The organism is Acinetobacter sp. N1-1 (assembly GCF_056711485.1).
Map to the genome: position 1 here is coordinate 1857358 of NZ_JBWXUO010000012.1, position 26940 is coordinate 1884297.

The following is a 26940-nucleotide window of genomic DNA, read 5'->3' on the forward strand; positions in this document are numbered from 1 at the left end:
CGTTTTTTTTAACTTAATTTCTAAGATATTAACGCTTGATAGAGCGAGACATACCAGAGAAACGTTGTTTGAATTTGTCAATACGACCACCAGTGTCAACACTCTTCTGCTTACCAGTGTAGAATGGGTGACATGCTGAACATACGTCTAAGTAAAGTGTATCTTTACCTACTGACGATTTAGTTTCGATAACGTTACCGCATGAACAAGTTGCAACTAGTTTTTCATATTTTGGGTGAATACCGGCGCGCATGGTCGATTACTCCTAAGTTAAGAAAGGCTACGCTGTCATCGCAATTGACCACTCTCTAATATTAGAGGAAAAGGTATTCTAAAGAATACAGGCCAACACCATAACAGACCATTCTTTTGGGCCCACCGAAACACATTTGGTTAGGGCAAGGCTCAACAAGTGCGACTATTATACGCGCTTTTATATGCTTTAGCGAACTTTATTTTTTAGTTTCTTATATGAGAAGCTAATTATTTCGTGCATTATGATCTTGCTGAATTAATTCAACTTTATAACCATCAGGATCTTCAACAAAGGCGATTACTGTTACACCGCCTTTCATTGGCCCTGCTTCACGTACAATACGACCACCTTTTTCTTTAATTTTATCACATGCAACATATGCATCATCAACACCTATTGCAATATGACCATATGCATCACCTAGCGTATACTCACTTTGGTCCCAGTTATATGTCAGTTCTAATACTGTATGTGAATCTTCATTACCATAGCCAACAAATGCTAAAGTAAAACGCCCTTCTTCATAATCACGCTGACGCAGCAGTTTCATACCAAGTACTTCAGTATAGAAAGCCAATGAACGCTCTAAATTGCCTACACGTAGCATAGTATGTAACATTCGCATAATTACTTATCCTTTTTCAGTTTTCATCATCTCATGCTCTTTTAATAATTTGGCAACCCATAAAACCAATACTAAAATAGGAACTCCTAGCATTGCTGTCATTAAGAAAAATTTAGGATAACCAATATAAGTCACTATTGTTCCTGAATAGCCACCTAAAATTTTGGGTGTCAAAGTCATTAATGAGCTGAATATTGCATATTGTACAGCAGTAAAAGATACACTGGTTAAACTTGACAAAAATGCAATAAAAGCAGCGCCCGCCAGTCCTGAAGCCAAATTATCAATCATAATGGCAAAATAAAGCCATATAGAGCTATACGATTTAACAACCTTACCTTCAACTCGAATAGGCTGTAATTGATCTACATTCACGATACTTAATGGCTTAACATCTATATCAAGATCAGAACTTGTTAGCGAAGATACTTGATAGTTTAATTGTGTTTTTGCAACCGCTTGATTTTCTCGATTGTATAAAACCGCTTCTATAACATTACTATTCTTTGATACTAAATATTGCCCATCAACTACCACAGAAAAACCACCATGATTATCTAACTTTGCAGGAAAGTTACCTTCGCCAATATAAATATTAATATGACTACCTTCATTGTGGTCTGAAGAGTAAATATTATATTGCCCTTTAATCACAATCTCTTTGGCAGTTTCTTTTTGGTTTAAAACATTCTGATGTGGAAGTGGCAATAATTGTATTTGTTTTTGCGAATCTCCACTTACCAAAAATGGAAGTGATACTTTTATCATACTTTCAGGCTTTGCTTGATAAGCAGCCTCGACAGATATTGCATCCTCATTCTTAAAGCTAGGACTTGGAATATCTACATGCCAATATCCAACGTCATCAGGTTGTGCTGTAAAAGATCGCTGTCCAAGTTGAATATGTACATCACTGAGAGGTTGCCCCGACTTTACAAGACCAATAAACATTAAATTTGTTGAGCTTGCAAAAATAGCACCAATGAACATCAATTTCATAATGTTAAAACGTTGAGCAAGTAGTCCACCTAAAAAACCACCCAATAACGAGAAAATAACACCATAAACTTTCACTGCTTCTGCAATCTGCTCTTTGGTAAAGTTTAAATCTTGATAAAATACATTTGAAATTACACCCGCAATAATATCTGATATACGATAAAACCCGATAAGTAAAAGTAAAAATAATGCGAGTTTAATACCGTAACGCTGAAAGAAGTCTTGTACTGGCGTAATCCATGTATCTATCGCCATTTTCTTCTTTACTACACCAAATTTAACAAGGCATGTGCCTATAGAAAGTGCAACTACTACTGAAAGAATAAAGCGGATCATTTCAATTAAAAATAATAATGCACCATCATGAATAGACCATAATTTATTTAATGATTCGACAAGTTGTCCAAAATAAATATAACCTACAACAAAGCTAGAAACTGCAATAAAAAATACGATAACGAGACGTAAATAATCGGTGGTTTGATAATTTTTATGATTTCTCTGTACATTTGGCTCACGAATAAATAATGTTGTGAGCACACCAATCAGCATGACTCCTGCCATCACTAAATAAGTATATTTCCAAGCACTATAAATATAATTACCCTTTGATGTACCTAACCATCCCGCAAGAAATAAAGCCCCTGCTCCTGCAACAATCATTCCTATTCGATAACCTGCATTATAGGTTGATGCAAGCACAGTTTGCATTTGTGCATCACCAAGCTCTATTCGGTAGGCATCAATAACGATATCTTGCGTTGCTGCTGAAAATCCAAGTAAAACAGCACCCACAGCCATCTGAACGAGATAACTACTTCCTAAAGAAGGATCTGAGCATGCCATAATTGCAATTGATGCAATGATTAATAATTGCGCGATAAGTAACCATGCTCTACGCCTCCCCAATATTCTTGTTAAAATGGGTACAGGAAGCTCATCAATTAGTGGTGCCCAAACAAATTTAAATGAATAGCCCAATGCAGCCCAGCTAAAAAAAGTGACTGCACTTTTATCTACCCCTGCCTCTCCCAACCACAACGATAAGCTCGAAAAAATAAGTAAAATTGGAACGCCTGCTGAAAATCCGAGAAAAAGCATAATCAAAGCACGGCGATCCAAAAATGCCCGAAAGGCCTGAGCCCAGTCTTGGCTAGAAGTTTTCATCTTATCTATCAGTAATATTTAATATATAAAGCTGATATTCAAAACTTTTCTCTGAAGTGTTGCAACCGTACAATTGTTAAATTTATTTTTTTCACTTCGTTTTCTTGATCTTTAATATAAAATCTGTATACCTTTAACATAACCAATTCATGTTTAGTTTTGGATTTCTTACTTACTCATAGATGTGATCAGATGAATTCAGTATTACCCGTAAACAACACCGTGACAAAAAACTCAGAACTCCAACATCCTTTGAAATCCGCTTTTGATCAATCAAGTATTCAAAAAACACTAAAAAAGACGGCTTTAAAACCAGAACAACTCACACATATACCAAAATTAAATAAAATACCTGCCTCTACACGGCGCATTAAACCTCTAAATAATTTTCTAGGGCAAGACCGTGCCCGTGCTTCCGTTGAAGCAGGCATCGCTTTACCATACTCAGGCTATAATATTTTTGCTGTAGGTACAGCAGGTTTAGGCAAGCGCACAATGATTAAACGCTTACTCAAACAGCATGCCAAAACAATGCCTACACCTGATGACTGGGTATATTTAAATAACTTTGAAAATGCTAGACAACCTATTGTTCTACGTTTTCCTGCAGGTCAAGCCATTAAATTTCAAAAACAACTAGAAGAAACATGGCAAACCATGTTGAAGCATTTAGAGCGTCGTTTTAGCTCTGAAAATTATCGTGAATGTATTGATAAAATTCGCCAACAAACAGGAAAAGAACAACAAGAAGCACTCATAGAACTCACGAAAGAAGGTGAAACAATGGGTATGAAGCTTGTTTCACGCAATGAACAAAATTGCTTTGTACCGGTTCATATTAAAGATAATGCAATCCATGAAATGACCCAAAAAGAAATTGATGCACTTAGCCATGAAGAGCGTGCAGAAATTTCAACAAATCTCCGTTATATGGACAAAAAACTCGAAAGACTTGGCTTACACTTAGGTGATCTTGAAGATGATGCACGAGATCGTGTTTCAGACTTAAATAAAGAAGTTGCTCAAGAAATTGTTATTCCTAAAATTGAGCAAATATTTAAAAAATATAAACATGTAGAAGGTTTACATCACTACTTAGAACATTATGCAAATGATATCATCGATCATGTCGAGCTTATTTTAGAACAGAATGAAGATGACTTCTCACCTGCTCAATTCAGCAGAATTCCTTCACGTTATCAAGCCAATGTCATTGTAAGCAATACACCAAATAGCGGTGCACCTGTTATTTTTGAAGATTTTCCAACACATTACAACTTGCTTGGTCATGTAGAGCAGCTCACACAAAATGGAACGATTACCACCGACTTTACACTCATTCGTCCCGGTGCATTACACCGTGCAAATGGTGGCTTTCTCATTCTAGAAGCGGAGCATTTACTCGAACAACCTTATGCATGGCAAGGTCTTAAACGCGCATTGAAGTCAGGACAGCTCAAACTGTCCTCATTAGAACATATGCTTACCCTAACAGGTAGTATATCTATTGAACCAGAGTCTGTTCCACTACAGCTTAAAGTTGTTCTACTTGCAGAACCTGAAATTTACTATGAAATTTTAGAAGCCGAACCTGAATTAGGTAGTGTTTTTAAAATACGTGCTGACTTCACAGATACACTTGAACGTAATGAAGAAAACGAAAAAGCGTATATGCAGCTCATTGCAGATTACGTACAGGTCGACAAGCTTCTCCCTTTTGACCGCTCTGCACTCTCAGCATTACTCACAGATTCAAGTCGACAAGCAGAAGATCAAAGCTCTCTTTCTCTACACGCATCTACGTTAGGCGATCTGATTCGTGAATCACATCATCATGCCTTACAAGCCAATGAAAAGACGGTAAGTAGCGAACATATTAATATGGCATTACAACATCGCCAATATCGTTTAGGCTACTTACGAGAACTCTACTGGCAAGATTTAACACGTGGTACACAACTCATAGAAACTCAAGGGCATCGGTTAGGTCAAATCAATGCACTTTCTGTTATTCACTATGCAGATGTTGAGTTTGGTCTACCATCAAGATTGACAGCTTCAGTATATCAAGGTGGCGGCGATATTCTAGACATCGAGCGTAGTGTCGAGCTAGGTGGCTCATTGCATGCTAAAGGTGTTCTCCTCATGTCTAGCTTCCTAAAGGCACATTTTGGACGTGAACAAATATTACACTTCTCTGCTGCTTTAGCATTTGAACAAAGCTATGGACAAGTCGATGGTGACAGCGCTACTGTTGCGGAGCTTTCAGCTCTCATTTCTGCAATCAGCCAATTACCTATTGATCAATCGTGGGCAATTACAGGCTCTATGAACCAACTTGGGCAAGTTCAGCCGATTGGCGGTGTGAATGCAAAAATTGAAGGCTTTTATGATGCCTGCCGTCTACAAGGATTTACAGGAAAACAAGGAGTTATTATTCCTTGGCAAAATATGCAACACCTCATGCTACGTCAAGATATTATTGATGATGTGAAAGCAGGTAAATTTCATGTACATGCCATAGAAACCATTGACCAGGCACTAGAAATTTTAATGGCACAGCCTGTTGGTCAATTGGATAAAAAAGGCGAATACACCAAGGGTTCAATTTATGCAGCAGTAATGGATCAATTGAATTATTGGCAGGCCATTGAAGATGGTGAAATTGAAGAAGAGGAAGAAAAGCCTAAAAAGAAGAAAAAAGAAAAAAAGACGAAAGAAGCTGCTGTAACTGAAAATTCAGCCCTTTTCAAACGCATAAAACGTAAAAAGAAATAATTTTTAAGTCATAAGGACATTGGTTTTGTAGCGATGTCCTTATGAATCTGTGATACTACTTATTCTCAATAAAAGCATTACAAACAATAGATAGAATTGAAATTGATTTTTACATTACTCTGACTGCATTTGAATTCAATTTCTTTTTCTTACATTTCTAATGCCTAGAAATTATATGACTTCAATAGTAGTTGCAGTTGATGATCTTGATTGAAAAACTAAACAATATTTTTCTAAAACGATAACGACTAATTCCTAAAACTCTATTACTCCACTCATAACATTACCCGAAGCAACTTAATCAGTTAAGCCCATATTTCTTATAAGATCTATGGGCTTATCTATCATTTACGGATAGAAAGTTTCAACCACACGACCCGTCATAGTTTGACCAAGTAACGGCGTGTTCTTCCCTTGAGAAATAATTGAATCTTCATTTAATTCCCAAGATAATTCTGGATCAAGCAATATCCAACCTGCAGTCGCTTGCCATTGTTCAAGCATATTAGAAATCATTGCAGGTGCGAGGGTAACTTTTTCCACCCACTCTAGTGGCGTAAGCACATTTTCTTTAATCAGTTGAATACCTAATGGTAAATAACTATCAAAAGTGCTCATACCTGCTTCAGTTTCTGCAAATGGTGCAAGTTTAGCTGCCCCACTTAAAGGTTCATGATGTGTACAAATCGCATCAATAACACCCATTTTCACTGCCTCTCTAAGCTTTTCACGATCATTTAACGAGCGTAAAGGTGGTCGTACATGTGCTAATGCATTAAATCCATCAATCAGGTCATCTGTCAGATGTAATTGATGCATGGCTACATCAGCGGTCACAGGTAACCCTTTTTCTTTTGCAGCTTGAATTAAGTCTACAGATGCACCACAAGACAACAAACTAAAATGTGCCTTTACACCTGTTGCTTCAATCATTAATAGATATTTTGTAACAGCAACTGTTTCAGCCAATGGCGAAATCATGGGTAAACCCTGACGCGATGCAACAAAGCTTTCATGCACACAACCATCTTTCGCAATCTGTGGCTCTTCTGCATAAAATACAACTGTTAAATCTAATCCTGCTGCATATTCAAGCGTACGTAAAACCACATCATCATCAGCAAAAGGTGCATTTGCATTCGATACAAAGCAACAACCGCCTTTTTTAAGCCCTGCCATATTTGAAGGCTGCTTTCCTTGTAAACCTTGAGTCTGTGCCCCAATAATTGCAAGATGAATTTTTCCATCATTCCATGCTTTTTCAACTAAACCATGAATCAATGCACCATTATCTTGCACAATCGGCTGTGAATCTGGTGGCGTTAAAATATGTAAAATACCAGTAGAACGTGCTGCCTTGCCTTCAGAAGCGAGTGTTCCATGCTGTTGCTGCCCTGGTTCTCTTAAACGCGCGCATAAATCGACCATAGTTGGCATGAGCCACTTGCCCTGCCCATCAACTAGATGTTCAACTTCTTTTAAATGCGAAACTCGCTTACCACTCTTCAGATATACCGTTTCAATTGCATCTGTCTGTGTAACAGGATCAAGAACGCGTACATTTTCAATTTTTACAGTTGTCATGTTTTATTCCTTAAAGTGCAATTGAATCGATTAGACCTTGCTCTTGAAGCTGTCCTTGCATAGACAATGCAAGCACAGCCATACGCACAGCAATACCATTAGTTACCTGATTTAAAATCACTGCTTGTGACCCATCGGCAATTTTAGAAGTAATTTCCACACCTCTATTCATTGGTCCCGGATGCATTACAATACAATCAGGTTTTGCTAGTTCCAATCGTGCATCATTCAAACCATACATCTTGTGAAACTCAAGTTGAGAAGCAAGTGCGGGCGAGTCAATACGTTCATTTTGAATGCGTAAAGTCATAATCACATCACAGTCTTTCACACCTTCATTCATATCTTTAAATAGCCGTACTTCTGGACCATATTCTTCAAAACCATAAGGAAGTAATGTATTCGGTGCAATCACACGAATATCACGACATCCAAGCGTTTGTAATGCAGCCACATCCGAACGTGCGACACGTGAGTGCTTAATGTCACCAATAATTGCAACACTTAACTCTTCAAAAGGCTTTTTTGTTTCTCGACGAATCGTGAGCATATCAAGCATGGCTTGTGTTGGATGCGCATGACGACCATCCCCTGCATTAATAATTGCAACATTCGGACAAACATCTTTGGCAATAAAATGCGCCGCTCCCGATGAGGAGTGGCGCACGACAAAAATATCAGCCGCCATGGCTTGTAAATTCCAGAGGGTATCTCGTAATGTTTCCCCCTTAGACGTACTTGATCGGGCAATATCAATATTTAAAACATTAGCAGAAAGGCGCTTTGCAGCAGCTTCAAAAGTGGTTCTTGTTCTCGTGGAGTTTTCAAAGAAAAGGTTCATCACCGTTTTACCGTCTAAAACGGGAGATGTAATTAATTGGTTATTATCATTAATAAAAGTTTCGGCTGTATCCAATATTTTAGTCAAGGTTTCTTTCGATAGCCCTTCGATAGTTACGAAGTGTTTCAAATGACCATATTGGTTAAGTTGAATCTGACTTGGAGTATGCAATTTTGCGAAATGCATCAATGATTCCTTTGTCTTGCGCTAAGTTGACATATTGTATCGGAAAATAAGAATAATTCGCAGTCACCTCTATGTAAAAAAGCCACAAATAACACAAGCCAAAGTAGGGCAAAATGCGTTAAAATCTTTGTTTGCTTGTTTTGGTTTGGAAGTTTGCATGAATTCACCGCAACGTTTATCTACTTATTGGGTTACTTGTGCCGATGGCTTAGAGCTGTTATTAGAAGAAGAAATTGCTCAATTAGGTGCGACCGATGTAGAACGTAAAGCTGGTCGTTTAATTTTCAAAGGAACGTTAGAGACTGCTTATCGTATTTGCATGTGGTCACGCCTTGCATCTCGCGTTGTCATGCCAATTTATGAGCATGCAATTGAACATTCACATGACGTACGTGATGTAGCAGAAGAGCTATTTGAAGGTGCTGTGAACTTTGATTGGTCTTTAATTTTTGCACCACAAAGTACATTTGCAATTCGCCTTCACGTAGAACGTGAAATTAAGGTAAATACACAGTTTGCAACCCTACGTGTCAAAGATGGTGTGGTCGATAGTTTTATGGAAACTGTAGGACGCCGCCCAAGCATCGACATTAAACAACCTGAAATCACACTCTACATTCTTGCAGGAAAAACAAAACACTATTATTGCTTAGATTTATCGGGTGACTCTCTACATAAACGTGGCTATCGTCAGGTTATGACAGATGCACCAATTAAAGAAAACTTAGCTGCTGCAATTTTACACAAGGCAAAATTAAAAGATCTTCAACCAAACCTTGTACTCGACCCAATGTGTGGCTCAGGTACATTTATTATCGAATCACTCATGATTCTGACCGACCGTGCACCAGGCTTGGTAAGACGATTTGGTTTCAATGGTTGGCATGGTCATGACCACGAGCTTTGGATGAACTTAAAAGCAGAAGCTGCTCAAAGACATCAAGATGCTCTTGAAAAACCATTACCAAAATTCTATGCATATGACGCCGATTGGGATGCCGTAAAAGCAACTCGACAAAACCTTATTGCAGCAGGTTTTGAAAGTATTCTAGACAACATCAAAATTGAAGAACGTACACTTGCGGACTGGCCTACTTTTGATTTAGAAACCGATGAAAAAGCGTTTATTGTTACCAATCCACCTTACGGTGAACGTTTAGGTGACAAAGCATCAAATCGCGCATTATATTTAGGTATTTCTGCTTTACTTCAAAAAACATTCCCTAACCAACATGCTGCGGTTATTGCAGCGCAAATTGAACAGGCCGATGTACTAGCATTTGAAGAAACACAAACATTACGTTTAATGAATGGTAAATTACCAATTTATACACGTTTTGGGCAAATCAAACCGCTGCTAAACAGTCAGCCATTCCTTGCTAAATGGTCTAGTCAACCTGTTGAAATTGAAGGTGCGCAGGACTTTGCCAACCGTTTACAAAAGAACATGACAGCTTTGAAAAAGTGGGCTGTGAATGAAAATATCTATTGTCTACGTTTATATGATGCAGACTTGCCTGACTTCAATGTTGCAATTGACCTATACGGCGACCGCTTACATGTTCAAGAGTATGCGCCTCCGAAACAGATTGACCCTGAAAAAGCAAAAAAACGTTTCAACCTTGCGCTAGCAGCCATTCGCGCTGTCACAGGGCTTAACCGTGATGCAATCTTTATTAAGACACGTGCGCGCCAATCGGGTAAAACGCAATATGAAAAACAAAGTACAGCATCTAAACGCTTTGTAGTTAAAGAAGGTCGTGCCAACCTTTTAGTCAACTTAACAGACTATCTAGATACAGGTTTGTTCTTAGACCATCGTCAAATGCGTTTACGTATCGCAAAAGAAGCAAAAGGAAAACACTTCCTTAACCTATATAGCTACACCTCAACCGCAAGCTTACATGCTGCTTTAGGTGGTGCTGCGAGTACAACCAGTGTTGACCTTTCAAACACGTATTTAAACTGGTCTAAAGAGAACTTTGTTTTAAATGGTTTGACTGTAGACCATGCAGATGAACAACATATGTTCTTTGCTAGCGATTGCTTCGATTGGCTCAAAGAAGGTCATGAGCAATATGATCTAATCTTTATTGATCCACCAACCTTCTCTAACTCTAAGAAGTTCTATGGCACATTCGACATACAACGTGACCATTTGTCTTTACTTAAACGTGCGATGAATCGTTTAACGACAGATGGTACGCTATATTTCTCAAATAACTACCGTGGCTTTGAGATGGATGAAGAAATCGAAGGCATGTTCGATGTTGTTGAAATTACCAATGAAACAATTGGGCAAGATTTCAAACGCAACCAAAAGATCCATCGCTCATGGAAAATTAGACATTTCTCTGTATAAATAATAAAAAAGCCGAATCAACTGATTCGGCTTTTTTATAACTCTAAAGAATGCTAATCCACAGTTAGATCATTTTTTCATGCACAGAACCATCATTTAAAATAAAACGTAACTTCTTATTCCAGAACTCCGCAATAAATATATCTTCTAAATCTAAGTTAAACTGAGCCATTTGCATCATCAGCCACTCTTCATTTTTTTTAATATGCTCTAGCTCATTGGTTCTTAAAGTACCTTCTTTAATAAGAATAACTGAAGGCATTTTTGATGGATCACAAATTACTGTAAGCTGACCATTCGGCTCAATTTGTGCATAATAGACCTCTTCAAAAGAATATATTCCCTGTGAATGTAATTGTGAAATGATATTAATAATATCAATCTTATTTTTCTTTTTCAGAATATTATTCATCAGAAAATTACTATTTTTTATAATCGGTATAGGCTCGCCAATAGTAAAATTTCTTAATAAATAAACATGCTTAGAAATATAATTTAGAATAGAAATTAAAAAAACACCTATTAAAAGCACAAGAATATATTCATACAAAGGAATTTCCTGCGTATAAATAACACCACCAATAATTCCCCCCAATACAAAGTTCCCAATAAAATCGACTGGTGTCATTTGAGAAAGTTGTGTTTTCCCTGAAATATTCAAGTGAACAATAACAATGAAAAAGCCAATAATAAACTTAATAAGAACAAGACAATAAAAAACCATTTTTCTCGTATGCCACGCAAAATAATTAAAAATTTCAATTGATTTTCATTGGTGAATTTTCACTAAGTTACTTTAAAACACCAAATGTCTCTCAAAAATTGGAATCGTTTGTTTCATCCATAGTGGTAGCTTATCTCTAGAAACTTTTATTCTTTTCTTATACTGTATTTTTTTGATAAACCAACCAGTTGGTTGAGTTAACTTTGAATACAATATTTGATAATGCTCATTCGTTGAGTTTAGAGAAACTGCATTCTTACCCCAATAATAAGCCAAATAAAGATTTCTTTCGATTCCTAACCCATAATATGCCGCATATGCATAAATATATGCTATTTGCGCAAGTATAACTTTATTAAAATTATATTTTTCTAATAATGTTGGAAAATAAATTTTAAGTAATCGTATTTTTTCATGCTCATCTTGCAATATAAATTTTGCGTGACCATAACTTACCTCAGCTTGAACTAAGTTATGGTCAATTGCTTTTTCTAAGTATTTCAATGCCTCTTGTGCAAACTGGCTTTTTAACTCTTCATTTAATACGTCATCTAGACTCTTTTCTAAGAGTCTTTGTCCTTGAATCATTAAAGCATTTATATCCTTACATAAAAGTGCTGTTTCCAACCAATCCTCGGCATGCTTTAAATTAATATATTGAGGTAAGTTAAAATGAAAAATTATTCCTGAATATATATTAAATAAATGCATCATACTTGGTGTATGTCCTGCATTTGCAAACTGTATAAGCTGTTTTATTAAAGCGTCATACTCACTACTTAATAATAAATATTGCCATGCTTCTTCTAGTTGTGCATTAAATTGATGGTGCGTTCTCCTTTGCCAAATTTTTTCAAAACTAATTTGAAGGTCTTGACTTACCCCCCACTCTGGTATATCTATTAGGGCAAGGCTTAATGTCATAAAAGTGATGTTATATTGCCACATACAAATTAATGATAATGCTTGACCTCGAAGATGAAATTCATCTATAAAAAATGGTACTTTATCTGCAAATAATAGAACAAGCTGTTTAAAAAAAGTATGATGTAAATGCACATCACTTTGAAACTCTGGCGCATAATCCAAAATAATTCTTTTTGCCAATTGATATATTTTTTGTTTTATCTGCCCTTTTTCTGATATTTCTACATATTCACTATTTAAATAAGCTTGATAAAATAAAATCTGTTGAATATAGCAATCGACGATTTGTCGTCTAGACAAAATCAATGTATTAAAATATTCGATTAAATCTTGAGCGTTCTTTATTTCTTCTACATGCAATTTTTCAGATGAGGAAATTATTTGTTTAAACTCATGCATATAACGAAGGTAATAAATTTGTTGTAATAATAAATGAGATTGTTTTTGACAAATATCTTGATATAAAAAAAGATCAATATCTCTATAGTTACCATTATATTTATTCAATAAATTAGAACAGTAATGAGAAAAAGCCATAACTGACACTTTATGTTCAATACTTCGATTAAACCAATACAGACTAGGATTACTATACTCATCATCCGCTGGTTCTCTAAGCACTAAATTCAGTGGTTCTATGCAAGGCAGTCTGCCCGATTGTTGATAAAAAATATTTAATGCCTGACTTGAATACTTATCAACATTAAATACATAATCTTTATATATTTTTTTTAAATCACAAACTTCTAATGTTTTTTCATATAAATCCATTAAAGAAATATAAACATCAGGTGCAAAAATATTATGTTCTAAAGCCTTTAAATACCAATATGTACTTACCTCAACAAAAAGTTTTCTTATTTCACTAAAATCAGAATTTTCATGACCATACTGTATTGCAGCTTCTGCCCAATAGTCCCCCAAAAGAACACAAATTAGGAAACCATTATCAGCCATTGACCATGTATTTAATAACTGTACATAAGACTCTTGGTCTAAATTAGTATTAGAAAATAAAATATCAAAACTTCTAAGTAACACTGCATCTTCATATAATGGAAGATCATACTTTTCAATATATTTTAAATTACTCTGATAAATGACGAGATAATACTGATTCACACTGCGAAAATCATGCTTTTCTATAAACGTACTTAATAAGTTTTTTATTTTTATAAAACGGTCAACCTCAGATGAAATATTTTGCATGTCCATCTCTTATTGTTGCTGCTTTCTGATTTTTTTAGTGTAACACAATCATCATAATTACGTTTTTTTCTTTAGTTAATGAGAAACCATAAAAAAATCCCACTTACAATGAAGTGGGATTTTAAAAACAATTAACTTAGTTTCACACGATCGAAAACAAGATGACCATCTTCGCTACGAATGACAATATTGTCACCCGCTTGAAAGTCTGCGCCTAATATCTTTTGCGCCAAGGTATTTTCAATTTGCTGTTGAATCGCACGTTTCAATGGACGTGCACCGTAAATTGGATCAAAACCTGCCTCAACCAATACATCAAATGCACTGTCATCTACCGTTAAACCAATCTCACGTTCTTCTAAACGTGAACGCAAACGAGAGAGTTGAATATCTGCAATTCCACGAATTTGTGACTTTTTCAGTGCATGGAAAATCACGAGCTCATCAATACGATTAATAAACTCAGGGCGGAAGTGTTGGCTAACCGCATTCATAACTACAGTACGAACTTCATCTTCAGAAGCATGATCACCAAGCTCACGTACATCTTGCGAACCTAAATTAGAAGTCATCACAATAACCGTATTCTTAAAGTCTATAATACGACCTTGCGAGTCGGTCAAGCGGCCATCGTCTAATACCTGTAAAAGAATATTAAAAACATCAGGATGCGCTTTTTCCACCTCATCAAACAAAATAACACTATAAGGTTTACGGCGTACAGCTTCTGTTAAAATACCCCCTTCCTCATAGCCTACATAACCCGGAGGTGCACCAACCAAGCGACTTACAGAATGTTTTTCCATAAATTCACTCATGTCTATACGAATCATTGCATCATCACTGTCAAATAAGAAATTTGCCAATGCTTTAGTCAATTCTGTTTTACCCACACCTGTTGGTCCTAAAAACAAAAATGAACCACTTGGTCTATTTGGGTCTGAAAGTCCTGCACGAGAACGGCGTACCGCATTTGAAACAGCATGTACTGCTTCATCTTGTCCTACCACACGATTATGCAAGAATGACTCCATTTGAAGTAGCTTTTCTCGCTCTCCTTGAAGCATTTTAGCTACAGGAATACCTGTCGCAGCACTAACAACTTCTGCAATTTCATTTTCAGTTACTTTAGTTCGAATGAGTTTCGGTTCTTCATTTTCCTCAATAACTTCATCTTGCTCTAATGCTTTTTCAAGTTCAGGAATTTCACCGTACTGCAAACGACTAGCTTCAGCCCAATTTCCTTCACGTTGTGCTTTTTCAAGTGCAATACGTGCTTGATCCAGTTTGACTTGTGCTTGCTTTGTACCTTCAACGAGTGTTTTTTCTTTACGCCAAATTTCTTCTAAATCATCATATTCACGCTGTAAATCACCAATCTGTGTAGTGAGTAATTTTACCTCTGCTTGGCTACCCGCATCTTCATCTTTTTTGACTGCTTCAAGTTGCATTTTCAACTGAATAATACGGCGATCTAACCGATCTAAAGATTCAGGCTTAGAATCAATTTCCATTTTAATGCGTGATGCTGCTTCATCAATCAAGTCAATCGCCTTATCTGGTAACTGACGATCGGTAATATAGCGATGTGACATTTTTGCTGCTGAAATAATTGCAGAGTCCAAGATTTTTACACCATGGTGGACTTCATAACGCTCTTTTAAACCACGTAAAATCGCAATGGTATCTTCTACACTGGGCTCATCTACCAACACTTTTTGGAAACGACGTTCTAAAGCAGCATCCTTCTCAATAAATTGACGATATTCATCGAGTGTTGTTGCTCCTACACAACGAAGCTCACCACGTGCAAGCGCAGGTTTAAGCATATTGCCGGCATCCATTGCACCATCTGTTTTACCTGCTCCAACCAATGTATGTAATTCGTCTATAAACAAAATAACTTGACCATCTTGTTTAGCAAGATCATTCAAAACAGCTTTTAAGCGTTCTTCAAATTCACCACGATATTTTGCACCTGCAAGCAATGCTCCTAAATCTAAAGACAGTACACGTTTACCTTTTAGCCCTTCAGGTACTTCACCATTCACAATACGTTGAGCTAAGCCCTCAACGATTGCTGTTTTACCCACACCAGGTTCACCAATTAAAACTGGATTATTTTTTGTACGGCGTGAAAGAACCTGTACCGTACGACGAATTTCTTCATCACGGCCAATCACAGGATCAAGTTTCCCTGCCAATGCACGTTCTGTTAAATCAATTGTATATTTATTTAATGAGTCACGTTGTTCTTCATAGTTGTCACTCATGACTTTTTCATTTCCTCGAATGTGCTCAATCACACGCCGTAAATCTACTGTTTTTACACCCACTTCTGACAGAATTGCTTTTGTAGAAGCTGTTTCTGTCATCGCTAGTAAAACCCAATCTGTTGATAAAAACCCATCACCTGCTTTCTGCGCATGCCGATCTGCTAAGTTAAGCACTTTTACCGCATCAGGATTTAAATTAACATCACCTGTTGGTGTTGCAGTTGTTGGCGCATTATTTAAAGCATGTGTTAGTTTTTCTTTCAGCTCAGGTAATCGAGCACCTGCCTGCTGTAAAAGGCTAATATTTGCAGAGTCTTCAAGTAATACTGCCAAAATATGTATGGCATCTATTGCTGTATGATCCTTACCTGTTGCTAACGATTGTGCTGTCGTTAAAGCATTGGTTAGCCCTTTTGTGAATTTTTCAAATTGCATTGTTTTTATCCTCACAAATTTTCATTTAGGTTATATATAAGGTCTTGATCCAATATTTCAATAATATATTTTTATATTTCAATTAAATAGTTTTACCCTTAATAAAAATAAGGACTTATATAGATATAGGTACAATTCCCTATTTTTTCAAGAGGGAATGACAAAATTTAATGAGCAATCTATAGAAATTATAAGTCTAATAATTAGTTAAAATAAGCATACATAAACTAACTTAAAAAACTTATTGTAAACCGTAAAGAAATATTGAGAATTTGAAAAATATTTTTTATCTCTAGACTGATATTATCAATATATGGTGCTTCAGTCACACTTATACGAATATGATAGAAAAACCATTAAAATGATGTAAATAATAAAAATATCAATACCTTAAAATCTATTAAGAGCCCAAAGTTATTATTCCACTCAGTTAGACTAAAGATCACACAACCTAAATAACTACATCTTTGATATTCATAGCTTTAAAAGTACATTGAAATGAAATTCTAGCTATTAAACATATGTTCACTTACACAATATAGGTAAGGATTTTTAAGTTCATTAACCCAGCGTAACTATAAAATATAGTACACCCTATAATAATGAAAAAATAAATATTAAAATTAGCTTAAAAAAATTCCGTGGTGGCTATGGTTATACCGATGCAAAAGTAAAAAAGGATAAAGAGATACCTACAAATATTGGAAATACTTTGCCATTAGTTGCAAAAAACACAGGCAACCTATTTATTCGTTATTTACCTACAGACAATATTTACCTAGAAACAGGCATAACTTATGTTGGATCACAATATAAAGGAATCACCAATGTTACTAAAATTTTAGGTTTTAATCGCCTAGATGCTGCTGTTGGTTATAAAAATGAGCATTGGGGTATCACCGCAGCGGTAAACAACATAACTAATAGATCTTATTGGCGTTCAATTACAATGCCTGGAACACCTCGCAATTTTATTATGCGAATAAATTATGAATTTTAATTAATGTGCAAATATTACGATAGATTCAACTCATCGTAATATTTGTTTTTACTCTTATAACAATTTAAAACTAAAACAATAAGACAAAATTAAAAATTTATCGTTAAATAATAAATACCTATCATTATGGATACTTATAACGAATGTATAAAAAAAAATTAAGAAAAATATGTATATTGCTTGCAATAGTTCCAAGTACGTCGCTATTTGCAACGCTACCACAAAACTCATTAAGACCTGGTGGTATTGCAGTTTTGCCTATTCAAAATGATGTACAAGATGTGTACTACCAAAAACACCGTGTATTAACGACTGAAGAAAATGGGCAAAAATATGCTGTTGTCGGTATTCCGCTTTCTACACCTCTCGGCATTTCAGATATTGAAACAAATCAAGGGAATATTCAAATACAGATTCAATCTTACCCATATGCAGAGCAACATATTCAACTTAAAAATACCAGCTTTGTAGAGCCATCTACTGAGCAACTTAAACGTTATAAGAAAGAAGCTGAAGAACAAAATAATATTTACACATCATTTACCCCAAATACATGGCATACTTTTCCAAACTTTATTGCACCAACACAAGGTAAATTTACAAACTCTTTTGGTAGAAAAAGATTTTTTAATAATGAAGAACGTGCACCACACTCAGGTTTAGATATTCCTGCACCTATTGGACAAAAAGTTATTGCACCAGCAGATGGTACGGTAGTCGGTATAGGAAATTACTTTTTTAATGGCAATACGATTTTAATTGACCACGGGCAAGGACTCATTAGTATGTTTTGCCATTTGAGTAAAATAGAAGTACATCAAGGACAAGTTGTACATCAGGGCGAAGAAATTGCTAAAGTGGGTAAAACAGGACGTGTTACAGGCCCTCATCTACATTGGGGAATGAGTTTAAATGATGCGCGCGTAGACCCACAATTATTCTTAAAATAAATCATAAAAAAAGCAGCTTACGCTGCTTTTTTATTAGAGTTCGACAATTTTAAAGTCATGTGTAATTTCAACACCACCATCGGAAAGCATTTTACTTGCCGAACAATATTTTTCAGCAGATAACTCAACTGCTTTTGCAACTTGTTTTTCTTTCACTGCTCGACCACTCACAACAAAATGTAAGTGTATTTTTGTAAATACAGCAGGAATAGTTTCTGCACGATCTGCTTTTAACTGACACTGCACATCTGTCACATCCTGACGCGCTTTTTTTAATATAGTCACAATATCAAATGATGCGCATCCCCCTAATCCCATTAAGATTAATTCCATTGGTCTTGCACCACGGTTTTCACCACCGTAACTCGGCGCACCATCCATTAATACTGTATGACCACTGTCTGATTTGGCTTCAAATGCAACATTTCCAAGCCATTGAACTGTTGACTGCATTGCAAGTACCTAAAAAAAAATATAGATTACATATTCGTTTAAAAGTACACTAATGCCCTTTCTTTCACAAGGATTTTCCAGACATTCAGTCATAAATGAAAGGCATGTTATGTCTTATACTAAATATTGGAATAAAGAATCATGGTAGCTAACTTCTTCCCTTTTGCAAATGATGCACTCTCTCCCAACCAGCTTCCTGAGTCAATCAAAGCCTTATTAAAACTGGCTAATATTAATCGTTATGCAAAACGTACAACTATTATTGAAGCTGGTAAAGAATCAAAATCACTTTACCTTGTTCTAAAAGGTTCAGTATCAGTTGTCTTACGTGAAGATGATGAACGTGAAATTGTCATTGCATATTTAAATGCAGGAGACTTTTTTGGTGAAATGGGTCTTTTTGATAATGAGCCACATCGTACTGCTGAAGTACGCACTCGTGAAGTATGTGAAATTGCAGAAATCTCTTACGAGAATTTTACCAAACTAAGTAGGGAATATTCAGACCTTAATTATGCTATCTTTGCTCAGCTAACACGTCGTTTAAAAAATACAACACGAAAAATGACAGACCTTGCATTTATTGATGTTACAGGTCGTATTGCACGTTGTTTAATTGACCTAGCGCATCAGCCTGCTGCAATGCTCTTACCTAATGGTCGTCAAATCCGAATTACACGCCAAGAAATTGGCCGTATCGTTGGATGTTCTCGTGAAATGGTTGGACGAGTTCTAAAAACCTTGGAAGATCAAGGTATGATAGAAACAGAAGGTAAAGCAATCTTAATCTATGATAGTGCATTAGAAAGCTCATCTGATGAGATTAAAGAAAGTTAAATTTTAAAAAAGCAAATCTCAGGATTTGCTTTTTTAAAAAATAAAATATATGAGATATATTCAATAAAAAAGTAGCAAATAAATTATTTATTTTAGTATAAAATATAAACTTAATGAATGACTCGAATAAAATAAATCATCTAACTTCTAAAATATTAAAATTAGTCACTTACACTTACCACTCAATTAAACCAATTTATATAATAACTCACCTATTAAAACTATAAATAAATGGTAAATATTTATATAGTCAAACAATCAAAAATATAAGACAATATGGAAATGAGTTATTCAGAACATTTTAGACGAAAAGTTATAGCGAAGCTTGAGGAAGGACATTCCATACGAGCGGTATCGACACAATTTGAGATTGATAAAAATACAATTTTGAGTTGGAAAAAAAGAATTGAGGTTAAAAGAACTCGCCCACGGAAACCTTTTAAAATTGAGGATGATGCACTACGTGCTGATGTTGAGAAATATCCAGATGATTATCAATATGAGCGTGCTGTACGCTTTTCCTGCTCAGCTGCATCTATTGGTTATGCATTAAAACGTTTAGGAATCACAGTGAAAAAAAGACCTTACGCCATCCACAAGCAAAAGAATCCCTCAGATCCGCATTCACCAAAGCTTTAGATCATCTTCAAAAAAAGCATCCCATTGTTTATCTTGATGAAAGTGGGTTTAAATCACACGATTATCGACCTCATGGTTACTCTCCTAAAGGAGCACCATGTTATGGATTATTTAATTGGCAATTAAATAATCAGACCAATGCCATTGGTGCATTGTATGAAAATAAGTTGTTTAGCGTTGGGCTATTCAATTGTAAAATTAATTCAGATGTATTCCATTTCTGGGTAGAGCATTTTCTTATTCCTGAATTACCTAGACACAGCATCATTGTGATGGATAATGCGACGTTTCACAAACGAGCAGACACACAGGAGTTACTAGAACATCATGGGCATCATATTTTATGGTTACCGCCTTATAGTCCTGATTTGAATTCCATTGAAAAGACATGGGCATGGATTAAGAAAAAGAGAAAAGAATGGCAAGAGGATTGTATTGATCGACTCTTTCAGATGTTTTTTCATGTCTGTATGAGTAATTAGATTGTTTGACTATAGTTTTAATTTCTATCATCTATCGAAGTATTTCTAATAAACTCATATCATAACAACTTCATTTACAATATCTATCTCTCATTAATAATGGCACATAATATTATATTATTTTTATTTTCAGCACTAATTATCATTAAAAATTGAAGTTATAATTTTCTTAAATTAATATTAAAAATTTCATAAAATTAGAATATTAAGTCAATAAATTAAAATATTTATAAAATAAAAATTAATCGAAGATCTGCTTGTAAAAATGTAAAAAACTCTATTGTATAATTTTTTTTACAATGTATACTTTAGGCAATTTTTAGAGATGCGGAGACCCTCTGTGGGAAGTTGTTCGAGGTTTAGGTGTAATTATTACACATTGATAAATTAATCTTGTAAGCATAGCAACAACACCTCTTTGGGAAAATGCTATCTTGCAATGAGATAGCACTATCAAAATATTACTAAATCAAATTTTATTTAAATAAGTAGAACCTACAGCAGCTATATTCGATAGATATAGATTCTGTGCGCTCTCATGTCTGTTTTAAATAATATTACTACTTACCACTCAGGTTATATTCCGCCTCAGATATGAGGAACGGAGCATGTTTCACTATATTTTCACACTGTCACTATATATCAGCATTATTTGTATTGCTGTTGCTACTCGCTTAGCACAAGCAACACCTCTATACAATACTGATGATGCAGAAATTACACCTGAAAAATATTGCCAATTAGAAATTGGTCAAAACTTTTCAAATCATAATCCGCAGTTCAATTTAAGTCCTGCCTGCACATTTAAAAATCTAGAGCTTACTATGCCTATCACAAAAGATAGTGATCAAACAACGTATGCAGCTCAGCTAAAACACCCTTTTTATGCATCTAAAAAATTTGGTGTTGCTTTAAGTGGACTCTATCAGCCATCTCAAAATGGTTTAGATAATCAATGGAGCATCTACCTTCCAGTCTCTTTTTATAACCTGTATGGCAATGTACAAATAAATGCGAATCTTGGCTGGGTACAAGAAGAACACAACCAAGGTCATTTATCATGGGCTATTGCTGCAATCAAACCTATCACTGAAAGACAGCAAATTGGGCTTGAATATTATAAACAACCTCCCGAAAAAGCCAAACTTCAAGCTGTTTGGGGTATTGATATCATTCCAGAAAAAACAAGTTTATATCTATCTTATGGCCAAAGCCTTGCATCATCAGCATCACGTTGGTTTGGTTTAGGTTTAAGTTTAGCAATTTAATTAAGACGTAATACTTTTCACATTATCCTAAGGTTTAAATAAAAACTAAGCCTTACAGACAGTTGCTGTCTAAAATAAGGAGAACCCACATGATTCGTAATCTATGGGAACAGCTATTTTCACGCTTTTTAAAAAAATATCACCTTACACGTTACTTCTCAAAATCTGCTTCATTTGATGAGTTGCAACAATCTAGCTATGCACAACAAGTGAGTGAACAACTTACAACGACTTTAAAACATGCCTCAGAAACAACTGTCGAACAACTTATTTGTGAAAAAAATTCTCATATTGATGGGCTTGATGAACAAGAAGTTGAGATACGCCAAAAAGAATATGGGCTGAATGAGCTTCAATCTGAAAAGCCGCTGGCATGGTGGCAACATCTCTGGTATTGCTACAAAAACCCTTTCAATATCTTATTAACTATTTTAGCAATTATTTGTGCATCTACAGACGATGTACGAGGTACAATTGTTATTTCATCAATGGTTGTGATTTCGACTGTATTAAGATTCTGGCAAGAAGCAAAATCAAATAAAGCAGCTGATGCACTTAAATCTATGGTAAGTAATGACGCCTCTGTTCTCAGAAGAAATACTGGCTCAAAATTTACAAAAGCAGAAGTAATTAATGCTTCTCAACAAAGCAAAGATTTATTTGATATCCCAACAAAATACCTAGTACCAGGCGATATTATTAAATTATCAGCAGGTGACCTCATCCCAGCCGATTGTCGACTGATTGAAACAAAAGATTTATTTGTTTCACAAGCTGCTATGACTGGCGAATCTATGCCTGTAGAAAAGTTTGCAACACATCAGTCTGAAAACAATAATGATACCATGGCACTTGATAACATTGCATTCATGGGTACAAGTGTTATTTCTGGTACAGCAACTGCTATTGTAATTACGACAGGAAATCAAACTTATTTCGGTGCTTTAGCAAAGCGTGTCACAGACAATGATCAAGTAACAACATCATTCCAAAAAGGTGTAAATAGCGTAAGCTGGTTGCTTATTCGCTTTACGCTTATCATGTCACCTATCGTTCTGCTTTTAAACGGATTTACAACACACAATTGGACAGATGCTTGCCTATTTTCCCTTGCGATAGCTGTTGGCCTAACACCAGAAATGCTGCCAATGATCGTCACGTCAACTCTTGCGAAAGGTGCAGTGTTTTTATCTCGTAAAAAAGTAATTGTTAAACGTCTAGATGCAATTCAAAATTTCGGTGCAATGGATATTTTATGTACAGATAAGACAGGTACATTAACACAAGATAAAATCATTCTTTCCAAACATACCGATGTGATGGGTAAAGTATCTGAGCCTGTTCTTTTACTCGGATATATCAACAGCTATCATCAAACAGGTCTTAAAAACTTACTCGATCTTGCCATTTTAGAGCATGCAAGTCCTGATATCAAAATGGAAAAGCTCAGTTACACAAAGCTTGACGAAATTCCTTTTGATTTTAATAGACGTCGCATGTCTGTAGTTGTAAAAACACCAAAAAAACAAGCACGTATTATTACTAAAGGCGCTGTGGAAGAAATGCTCAACATCTGTAGCCATGTTGAGATCAATCATGAAATTGTTCCTTTAACCCCTGAACTTGCAAAAACAATTATTACCAATAGCCAAAACTATAATAAAGATGGTTTACGTGTTATTGCAATTGGTTATCGTGATAGTGAAGTTGAACAAGATAAGACTTATAGTATTAAAGATGAGCATGATCTTATCTTATCAGGATTCCTTACTTTCTTAGACCCACCAAAAGACAGTTCTATTAAAGCAATTGAAGCATTACATAAACATGGCATCACTGTTAAAGTACTTACAGGTGACAATGAGTTTGTTACACAAAAAGTTTGCCAAGAAATTGGTTTACCAAGTGAACACATTGTACTTGGTGAAGATATTGATCGCATGTCAGCTAACGAACTTAAAGAAGCTGTTGAAAAATATCAGATCTTTGCAAAGCTAAACCCTATGCATAAAGAGCGTATTGTTACTCAACTAAAAGAAAATGATCATGTCGTTGGTTTCTTAGGTGATGGTATTAATGATGCTGCTGCATTACGTACAGCAGATATTGGTATATCTGTAGATACAGCTGTAGATATTGCAAAAGAATCTGCTGATCTCATTCTACTTGAAAAAAGCTTAATGGTACTTGAACAAGGTGTAATTGAAGGTCGTCGTACATTTGCCAATATTCTAAAATACATTAAGATCACAGCAAGCTCTAACTTTGGTAATGTATTCTCTGTTCTTATTGCAAGTGCATTTATTCCGTTCCTACCAATGCTACCAATCCATCTATTAGTACAAAACTTACTATATGATGTATCACAAATTGCTGTACCTTTCGATAATGTTGATGAAGAATCTCTTGAAAAACCTCAACGTTGGGAAGCTAATGGTATCGGTCGTTTCATGATCTTCTTTGGACCAATCAGTTCTATTTTTGATGTTACAACATTCTTACTTATGTGGTATGTATTTAAAGCAAATACACCTGATCATCAAACTTTATTCCAATCAGGTTGGTTCATTGAAGGCTTACTCACTCAAACACTCATCGTTCATATGATTCGTACGAAGAAGATACCATTTATTGAAAGCTGTGCTGCTCTGCCACTTCTTGTTATGACAACAGTTATTATTATGATTGGTATTTTCCTACCAATGGGACCTCTAGCAAGCTACTTCTCTTTACAGGCTTTACCTTTAACATACTTTATCTATTTACCAATAATTCTGTTGGCATATATGGTACTTACTCAGCTTCTTAAAAAGCTATATGTTAAACGTTATGGATGGCAGTAATTTAAAATGCAAACTTCAAACTACCTTCACACTGAAAACTTAGTTAGTACACTTATTAGTTTAACAACAGCATTTGTGTTAGGTGGATTGATTGGTTTTGAACGACAATATCGTCAACGTACAGCAGGACTAAGAACAAACGTACTTGTTTGTCTTGGTGCTGCAGCATTTGTCGATACTGCTATGCTATTAGATAATGGTTCTGGTGCAGTCAGAGTAATTTCTTATGTTGTTTCAGGAATTGGTTTTTTAGGTGCTGGTGTCATTATGCGTGAAGGCGGTAATATTCAAGGTTTGAATACTGCCGCGACACTTTGGTGCTCTGCTGCAATTGGTGCAGCGGCAGGTTCAGACCTTATTTTAGAGTCAATTATTGTGACTTTATTTATTCTCGCAGCAAATACATTGCTTAGACCAATCGTTCACTTTATGGATCGACGTCCACTTGATGTTGAAACTGAACTGCTCAATGTTATTTATGTTGTTTGTGATCGACTACGTAGTAAAGAAGTAATTGAGCAAATTAATGTTGCGCTCAAACAATATAACTATCCTGCAAAAGATATAGAAATTGAACCTTTTGGTGAGCAAGATGTTGAAATTGAAACAACACTTATTTCTACATCTATTGAACAACAAGATATGTTTAAAATCTTAGAAGTATTAAACAATATGCCTCAAGTAAGATATGCATATTGGGATAAAAACACCATTAACTAATTTGAACCCCATATATAAAAAACCGTAGTTTATACTACGGTTTTTTATAAATCTATTTATGCAGAGAATGGATGACGTAAAATAATTGTTTCATCACGATCTGGACCCGTTGAGATAATATCAACTGGACAACCTACAAGCTCTTCAATACGTTTTACATAAGCAAGCGCATTTTCTGGTAACTGATCTACACTTGTTAAACCAACAGTTGAACCTTCCCAACCCGGTAAAGTTTCATAAATTGGTTTCAATTGTTCAAATGCAATCGCATCAGATGAACCAATACAGCCACCATCAACAGCTTCGTAACCTACACAGATCTTAATTTCTTTTAGACCATCTAAAACATCAAGTTTAGTTAGGCAAATACCTGTTAATGAGTTTACATCTACTGAACGGCGTAAAATTTCTGCATCAAACCAACCACAACGGCGTTGACGACCAGTTGACGCACCAAACTCATGCCCTACAACACCGAGGTGTTTACCTACAGTATCACCTGTATCATTTGCAGCATCATAAACAAGTTCAGTTGGGAATGGTCCACTACCTACACGTGTTGTATATGCTTTTGTAATACCAAGCACATAATCTAAATGTAAAGGCCCCATACCAGAACCAGAACTCACACCACCTGCTGTTGTATTTGAGCTTGTTACATACGGATATGTACCATGGTCAATATCAAGTAATGAACCTTGCGCACCCTCAAACATAATTGGTTTGCCCGCTTTACGGAATTGGTGCAATGTTTCAGTAACATCAATTACAAGTGGTTCAAGTACTTTTTTCCACTCGTTACAAAGTGCCAATACATCTTCAAATTTAACAGCTTCTACACCGTAGTATTGTGTTAATTGGAAGTTATGTAAATCAAGCATCTCTTTAAGCAATTGCTCAAGTGCTTCGCCACCACGAACAACATCAGCAACACGTACAGAACGACGTGCAACTTTGTCTTCATAAGCAGGGCCAATACCACGACCTGTTGTACCAATTTTTGCATTGCCACGCTTGTGTTCACGCGCCTGATCTAATGCAATGTGGTTTGGTAAAATTAATGGGCAATTTGGAGAAACACGTAGACGCTCTTTTACAGGAACCCCTTCTTTTTCTAAAATTGCCATTTCTTCAATTAAAGCTGCAGGTGAAAGTACAACACCATTTCCAATAAGGCATAACACGTTTTCACGTAAAATCCCTGATGGAATGAGATGTAATACAGTTTTTTTACCACCTACTACAAGAGTATGTCCTGCGTTGTGACCGCCTTGATAACGTACAACCGCAGCCGCCTGATCAGTGAGCAGGTCGACGATTTTACCTTTACCTTCGTCGCCCCATTGGGTACCAAGTACCACAACATTCTTGCCCATAAT

19 protein-coding genes and 1 pseudogene are annotated in these 26940 nt (G+C 35.7%); 10 read left to right on the top strand and 10 right to left on the bottom strand.

Annotation, left to right across the window (positions count from 1 at the left end):
* Positions 1 to 28: 28 nt before the first annotated feature.
* The 3 genes from rpmE to AC1MPL_RS09225 all read right to left on the bottom strand — a co-directional run bounded on the left by rpmE (position 29) and on the right by AC1MPL_RS09225 (position 3047).
* Positions 29 to 253 (bottom strand): 50S ribosomal protein L31, encoded by a 225-nt coding sequence (gene rpmE / locus AC1MPL_RS09215; RefSeq protein WP_023271811.1) that lies wholly within the window; start codon positions 251 to 253, stop codon positions 29 to 31.
* Between the two features lie 226 nt (positions 254 to 479).
* On the bottom strand, positions 480 to 881 hold the full coding sequence (gene gloA / locus AC1MPL_RS09220; protein WP_479765554.1) for a lactoylglutathione lyase: 402 nt from the start codon (positions 879 to 881) through the stop codon (positions 480 to 482).
* A 6-nt stretch (positions 882 to 887) separates the two neighbouring features.
* The gene (locus AC1MPL_RS09225) at positions 888 to 3047 is read right to left on the bottom strand and encodes an AmpG family muropeptide MFS transporter (RefSeq protein ID WP_479765555.1); all 2160 of its coding nucleotides are present in this window, start codon (positions 3045 to 3047) and stop codon (positions 888 to 890) included.
* Positions 3048 to 3239: 192 nt separating this feature from the next.
* On the opposite strand from AC1MPL_RS09225, the gene AC1MPL_RS09230 reads away from it, so the two are divergent.
* Positions 3240 to 5825, top strand: a complete 2586-nt coding sequence (locus AC1MPL_RS09230; protein WP_479765556.1) for a Lon protease family protein — start codon at positions 3240 to 3242, stop codon at positions 5823 to 5825.
* Positions 5826 to 6173: 348 nt separating this feature from the next.
* Here AC1MPL_RS09230 and AC1MPL_RS09235 read toward each other — a convergent pair whose 3' ends face one another.
* Positions 6174 to 7409: a dihydroorotase gene (locus AC1MPL_RS09235; protein ID WP_479765557.1), complete on the bottom strand. Its 1236-nt coding sequence runs from the start codon at positions 7407 to 7409 to the stop codon at positions 6174 to 6176.
* Between the two features lie 10 nt (positions 7410 to 7419).
* Positions 7420 to 8436 carry an aspartate carbamoyltransferase catalytic subunit gene (locus tag AC1MPL_RS09240; RefSeq protein WP_479765558.1) on the bottom strand — a complete coding sequence of 339 codons (1017 nt, stop codon included), beginning with the start codon at positions 8434 to 8436 and terminating at the stop codon, positions 7420 to 7422.
* Positions 8437 to 8593: 157 nt separating this feature from the next.
* Here AC1MPL_RS09240 and rlmKL point away from each other — a divergent pair, with 157 nt between their 5' ends.
* Positions 8594 to 10798 carry a bifunctional 23S rRNA (guanine(2069)-N(7))-methyltransferase RlmK/23S rRNA (guanine(2445)-N(2))-methyltransferase RlmL gene (gene rlmKL / locus AC1MPL_RS09245; protein WP_479765559.1) on the top strand — a complete coding sequence of 735 codons (2205 nt, stop codon included), beginning with the start codon at positions 8594 to 8596 and terminating at the stop codon, positions 10796 to 10798.
* Between the two features lie 64 nt (positions 10799 to 10862).
* Here rlmKL and AC1MPL_RS09250 read toward each other — a convergent pair whose 3' ends face one another.
* From AC1MPL_RS09250 to clpB, 3 genes are all read right to left on the bottom strand, one after another.
* Positions 10863 to 11522, bottom strand: coding sequence for a DUF421 domain-containing protein (locus tag AC1MPL_RS09250; RefSeq protein WP_479765560.1), 660 nt, complete (start codon positions 11520 to 11522; stop codon positions 10863 to 10865).
* 72 nt (positions 11523 to 11594) lie between these two features.
* Positions 11595 to 13658: a hypothetical protein gene (locus tag AC1MPL_RS09255; RefSeq protein ID WP_479765561.1), complete on the bottom strand. Its 2064-nt coding sequence runs from the start codon at positions 13656 to 13658 to the stop codon at positions 11595 to 11597.
* A gap of 131 nt (positions 13659 to 13789) precedes the next feature.
* Positions 13790 to 16369 carry an ATP-dependent chaperone ClpB gene (gene clpB, locus AC1MPL_RS09260; RefSeq protein ID WP_479765562.1) on the bottom strand — a complete coding sequence of 860 codons (2580 nt, stop codon included), beginning with the start codon at positions 16367 to 16369 and terminating at the stop codon, positions 13790 to 13792.
* A 640-nt stretch (positions 16370 to 17009) separates the two neighbouring features.
* Between clpB and AC1MPL_RS09265 the strand changes: the two are divergent.
* A pseudogene (locus AC1MPL_RS09265) lies at positions 17010 to 17369 on the top strand (TonB-dependent receptor domain-containing protein); the annotation flags it as partial.
* Positions 17370 to 17512: 143 nt separating this feature from the next.
* The gene (locus tag AC1MPL_RS09270; RefSeq protein WP_479765563.1) at positions 17513 to 18319 is read left to right on the top strand and encodes a peptidoglycan DD-metalloendopeptidase family protein; all 807 of its coding nucleotides are present in this window, start codon (positions 17513 to 17515) and stop codon (positions 18317 to 18319) included.
* Positions 18320 to 18352: 33 nt separating this feature from the next.
* Here AC1MPL_RS09270 and AC1MPL_RS09275 read toward each other — a convergent pair whose 3' ends face one another.
* On the bottom strand, positions 18353 to 18772 hold the full coding sequence (locus AC1MPL_RS09275) for an OsmC family protein (protein ID WP_479765564.1): 420 nt from the start codon (positions 18770 to 18772) through the stop codon (positions 18353 to 18355).
* 141 nt (positions 18773 to 18913) lie between these two features.
* Between AC1MPL_RS09275 and crp the strand changes: the two genes are divergently transcribed.
* The 6 genes from crp to AC1MPL_RS09305 all read left to right on the top strand — a co-directional run bounded on the left by crp (position 18914) and on the right by AC1MPL_RS09305 (position 25561).
* Positions 18914 to 19609, top strand: a complete 696-nt coding sequence (crp, locus tag AC1MPL_RS09280) for a cAMP-activated global transcriptional regulator CRP (protein ID WP_479765565.1) — start codon at positions 18914 to 18916, stop codon at positions 19607 to 19609.
* A 282-nt stretch (positions 19610 to 19891) separates the two neighbouring features.
* A complete protein-coding gene (locus AC1MPL_RS09285) occupies positions 19892 to 20248 on the top strand; it encodes an IS630 transposase-related protein (protein ID WP_479763665.1) in 357 nt (118 codons plus the stop codon).
* Positions 20158 to 20730: an IS630 family transposase gene (locus tag AC1MPL_RS09290; protein WP_479766126.1), complete on the top strand. Its 573-nt coding sequence runs from the start codon at positions 20158 to 20160 to the stop codon at positions 20728 to 20730. The genes AC1MPL_RS09285 and AC1MPL_RS09290 overlap by 91 nt, the downstream gene beginning before the upstream one ends.
* Before the next feature lie 608 nt (positions 20731 to 21338).
* Positions 21339 to 21998: a hypothetical protein gene (locus AC1MPL_RS09295; protein ID WP_479765567.1), complete on the top strand. Its 660-nt coding sequence runs from the start codon at positions 21339 to 21341 to the stop codon at positions 21996 to 21998.
* A gap of 89 nt (positions 21999 to 22087) precedes the next feature.
* The gene (gene mgtA / locus AC1MPL_RS09300) at positions 22088 to 24841 is read left to right on the top strand and encodes a magnesium-translocating P-type ATPase (protein WP_479765568.1); all 2754 of its coding nucleotides are present in this window, start codon (positions 22088 to 22090) and stop codon (positions 24839 to 24841) included.
* Positions 24842 to 24847: 6 nt separating this feature from the next.
* Complete coding sequence (locus AC1MPL_RS09305) at positions 24848 to 25561, top strand: MgtC/SapB family protein (RefSeq protein ID WP_023271790.1); 714 nt, start codon at positions 24848 to 24850, stop codon at positions 25559 to 25561.
* A gap of 56 nt (positions 25562 to 25617) precedes the next feature.
* On the opposite strand, the gene AC1MPL_RS09310 is transcribed toward AC1MPL_RS09305, so the two are convergent.
* Entirely contained in the window at positions 25618 to 26937 is a 1320-nt protein-coding gene (locus tag AC1MPL_RS09310; protein WP_479765570.1) for an adenylosuccinate synthase, read from the bottom strand.
* Positions 26938 to 26940 lie beyond the last annotated feature (3 nt).

Coding starts and splice junctions, on each gene's coding strand:
- rpmE (WP_023271811.1), bottom strand. CDS start 253: ATGCGCGCCGGTATTCACCCAAAATATGAAAAACTAGTTGCAACTTGT.
- gloA (WP_479765554.1), bottom strand. CDS start 881: ATGCGAATGTTACATACTATGCTACGTGTAGGCAATTTAGAGCGTTCA.
- AC1MPL_RS09225 (WP_479765555.1), bottom strand. CDS start 3,047: ATGAAAACTTCTAGCCAAGACTGGGCTCAGGCCTTTCGGGCATTTTTG.
- AC1MPL_RS09230 (WP_479765556.1), top strand. CDS start 3,240: ATGAATTCAGTATTACCCGTAAACAACACCGTGACAAAAAACTCAGAA.
- AC1MPL_RS09235 (WP_479765557.1), bottom strand. CDS start 7,409: ATGACAACTGTAAAAATTGAAAATGTACGCGTTCTTGATCCTGTTACA.
- AC1MPL_RS09240 (WP_479765558.1), bottom strand. CDS start 8,436: ATGCATTTCGCAAAATTGCATACTCCAAGTCAGATTCAACTTAACCAA.
- rlmKL (WP_479765559.1), top strand. CDS start 8,594: ATGAATTCACCGCAACGTTTATCTACTTATTGGGTTACTTGTGCCGAT.
- AC1MPL_RS09250 (WP_479765560.1), bottom strand. CDS start 11,522: ATGGTTTTTTATTGTCTTGTTCTTATTAAGTTTATTATTGGCTTTTTC.
- AC1MPL_RS09255 (WP_479765561.1), bottom strand. CDS start 13,658: ATGCAAAATATTTCATCTGAGGTTGACCGTTTTATAAAAATAAAAAAC.
- clpB (WP_479765562.1), bottom strand. CDS start 16,369: ATGCAATTTGAAAAATTCACAAAAGGGCTAACCAATGCTTTAACGACA.
- AC1MPL_RS09270 (WP_479765563.1), top strand. CDS start 17,513: ATGTATAAAAAAAAATTAAGAAAAATATGTATATTGCTTGCAATAGTT.
- AC1MPL_RS09275 (WP_479765564.1), bottom strand. CDS start 18,772: ATGCAGTCAACAGTTCAATGGCTTGGAAATGTTGCATTTGAAGCCAAA.
- crp (WP_479765565.1), top strand. CDS start 18,914: ATGGTAGCTAACTTCTTCCCTTTTGCAAATGATGCACTCTCTCCCAAC.
- AC1MPL_RS09285 (WP_479763665.1), top strand. CDS start 19,892: ATGAGTTATTCAGAACATTTTAGACGAAAAGTTATAGCGAAGCTTGAG.
- AC1MPL_RS09295 (WP_479765567.1), top strand. CDS start 21,339: ATGTTTCACTATATTTTCACACTGTCACTATATATCAGCATTATTTGT.
- mgtA (WP_479765568.1), top strand. CDS start 22,088: ATGATTCGTAATCTATGGGAACAGCTATTTTCACGCTTTTTAAAAAAA.
- AC1MPL_RS09305 (WP_023271790.1), top strand. CDS start 24,848: ATGCAAACTTCAAACTACCTTCACACTGAAAACTTAGTTAGTACACTT.
- AC1MPL_RS09310 (WP_479765570.1), bottom strand. CDS start 26,937: ATGGGCAAGAATGTTGTGGTACTTGGTACCCAATGGGGCGACGAAGGT.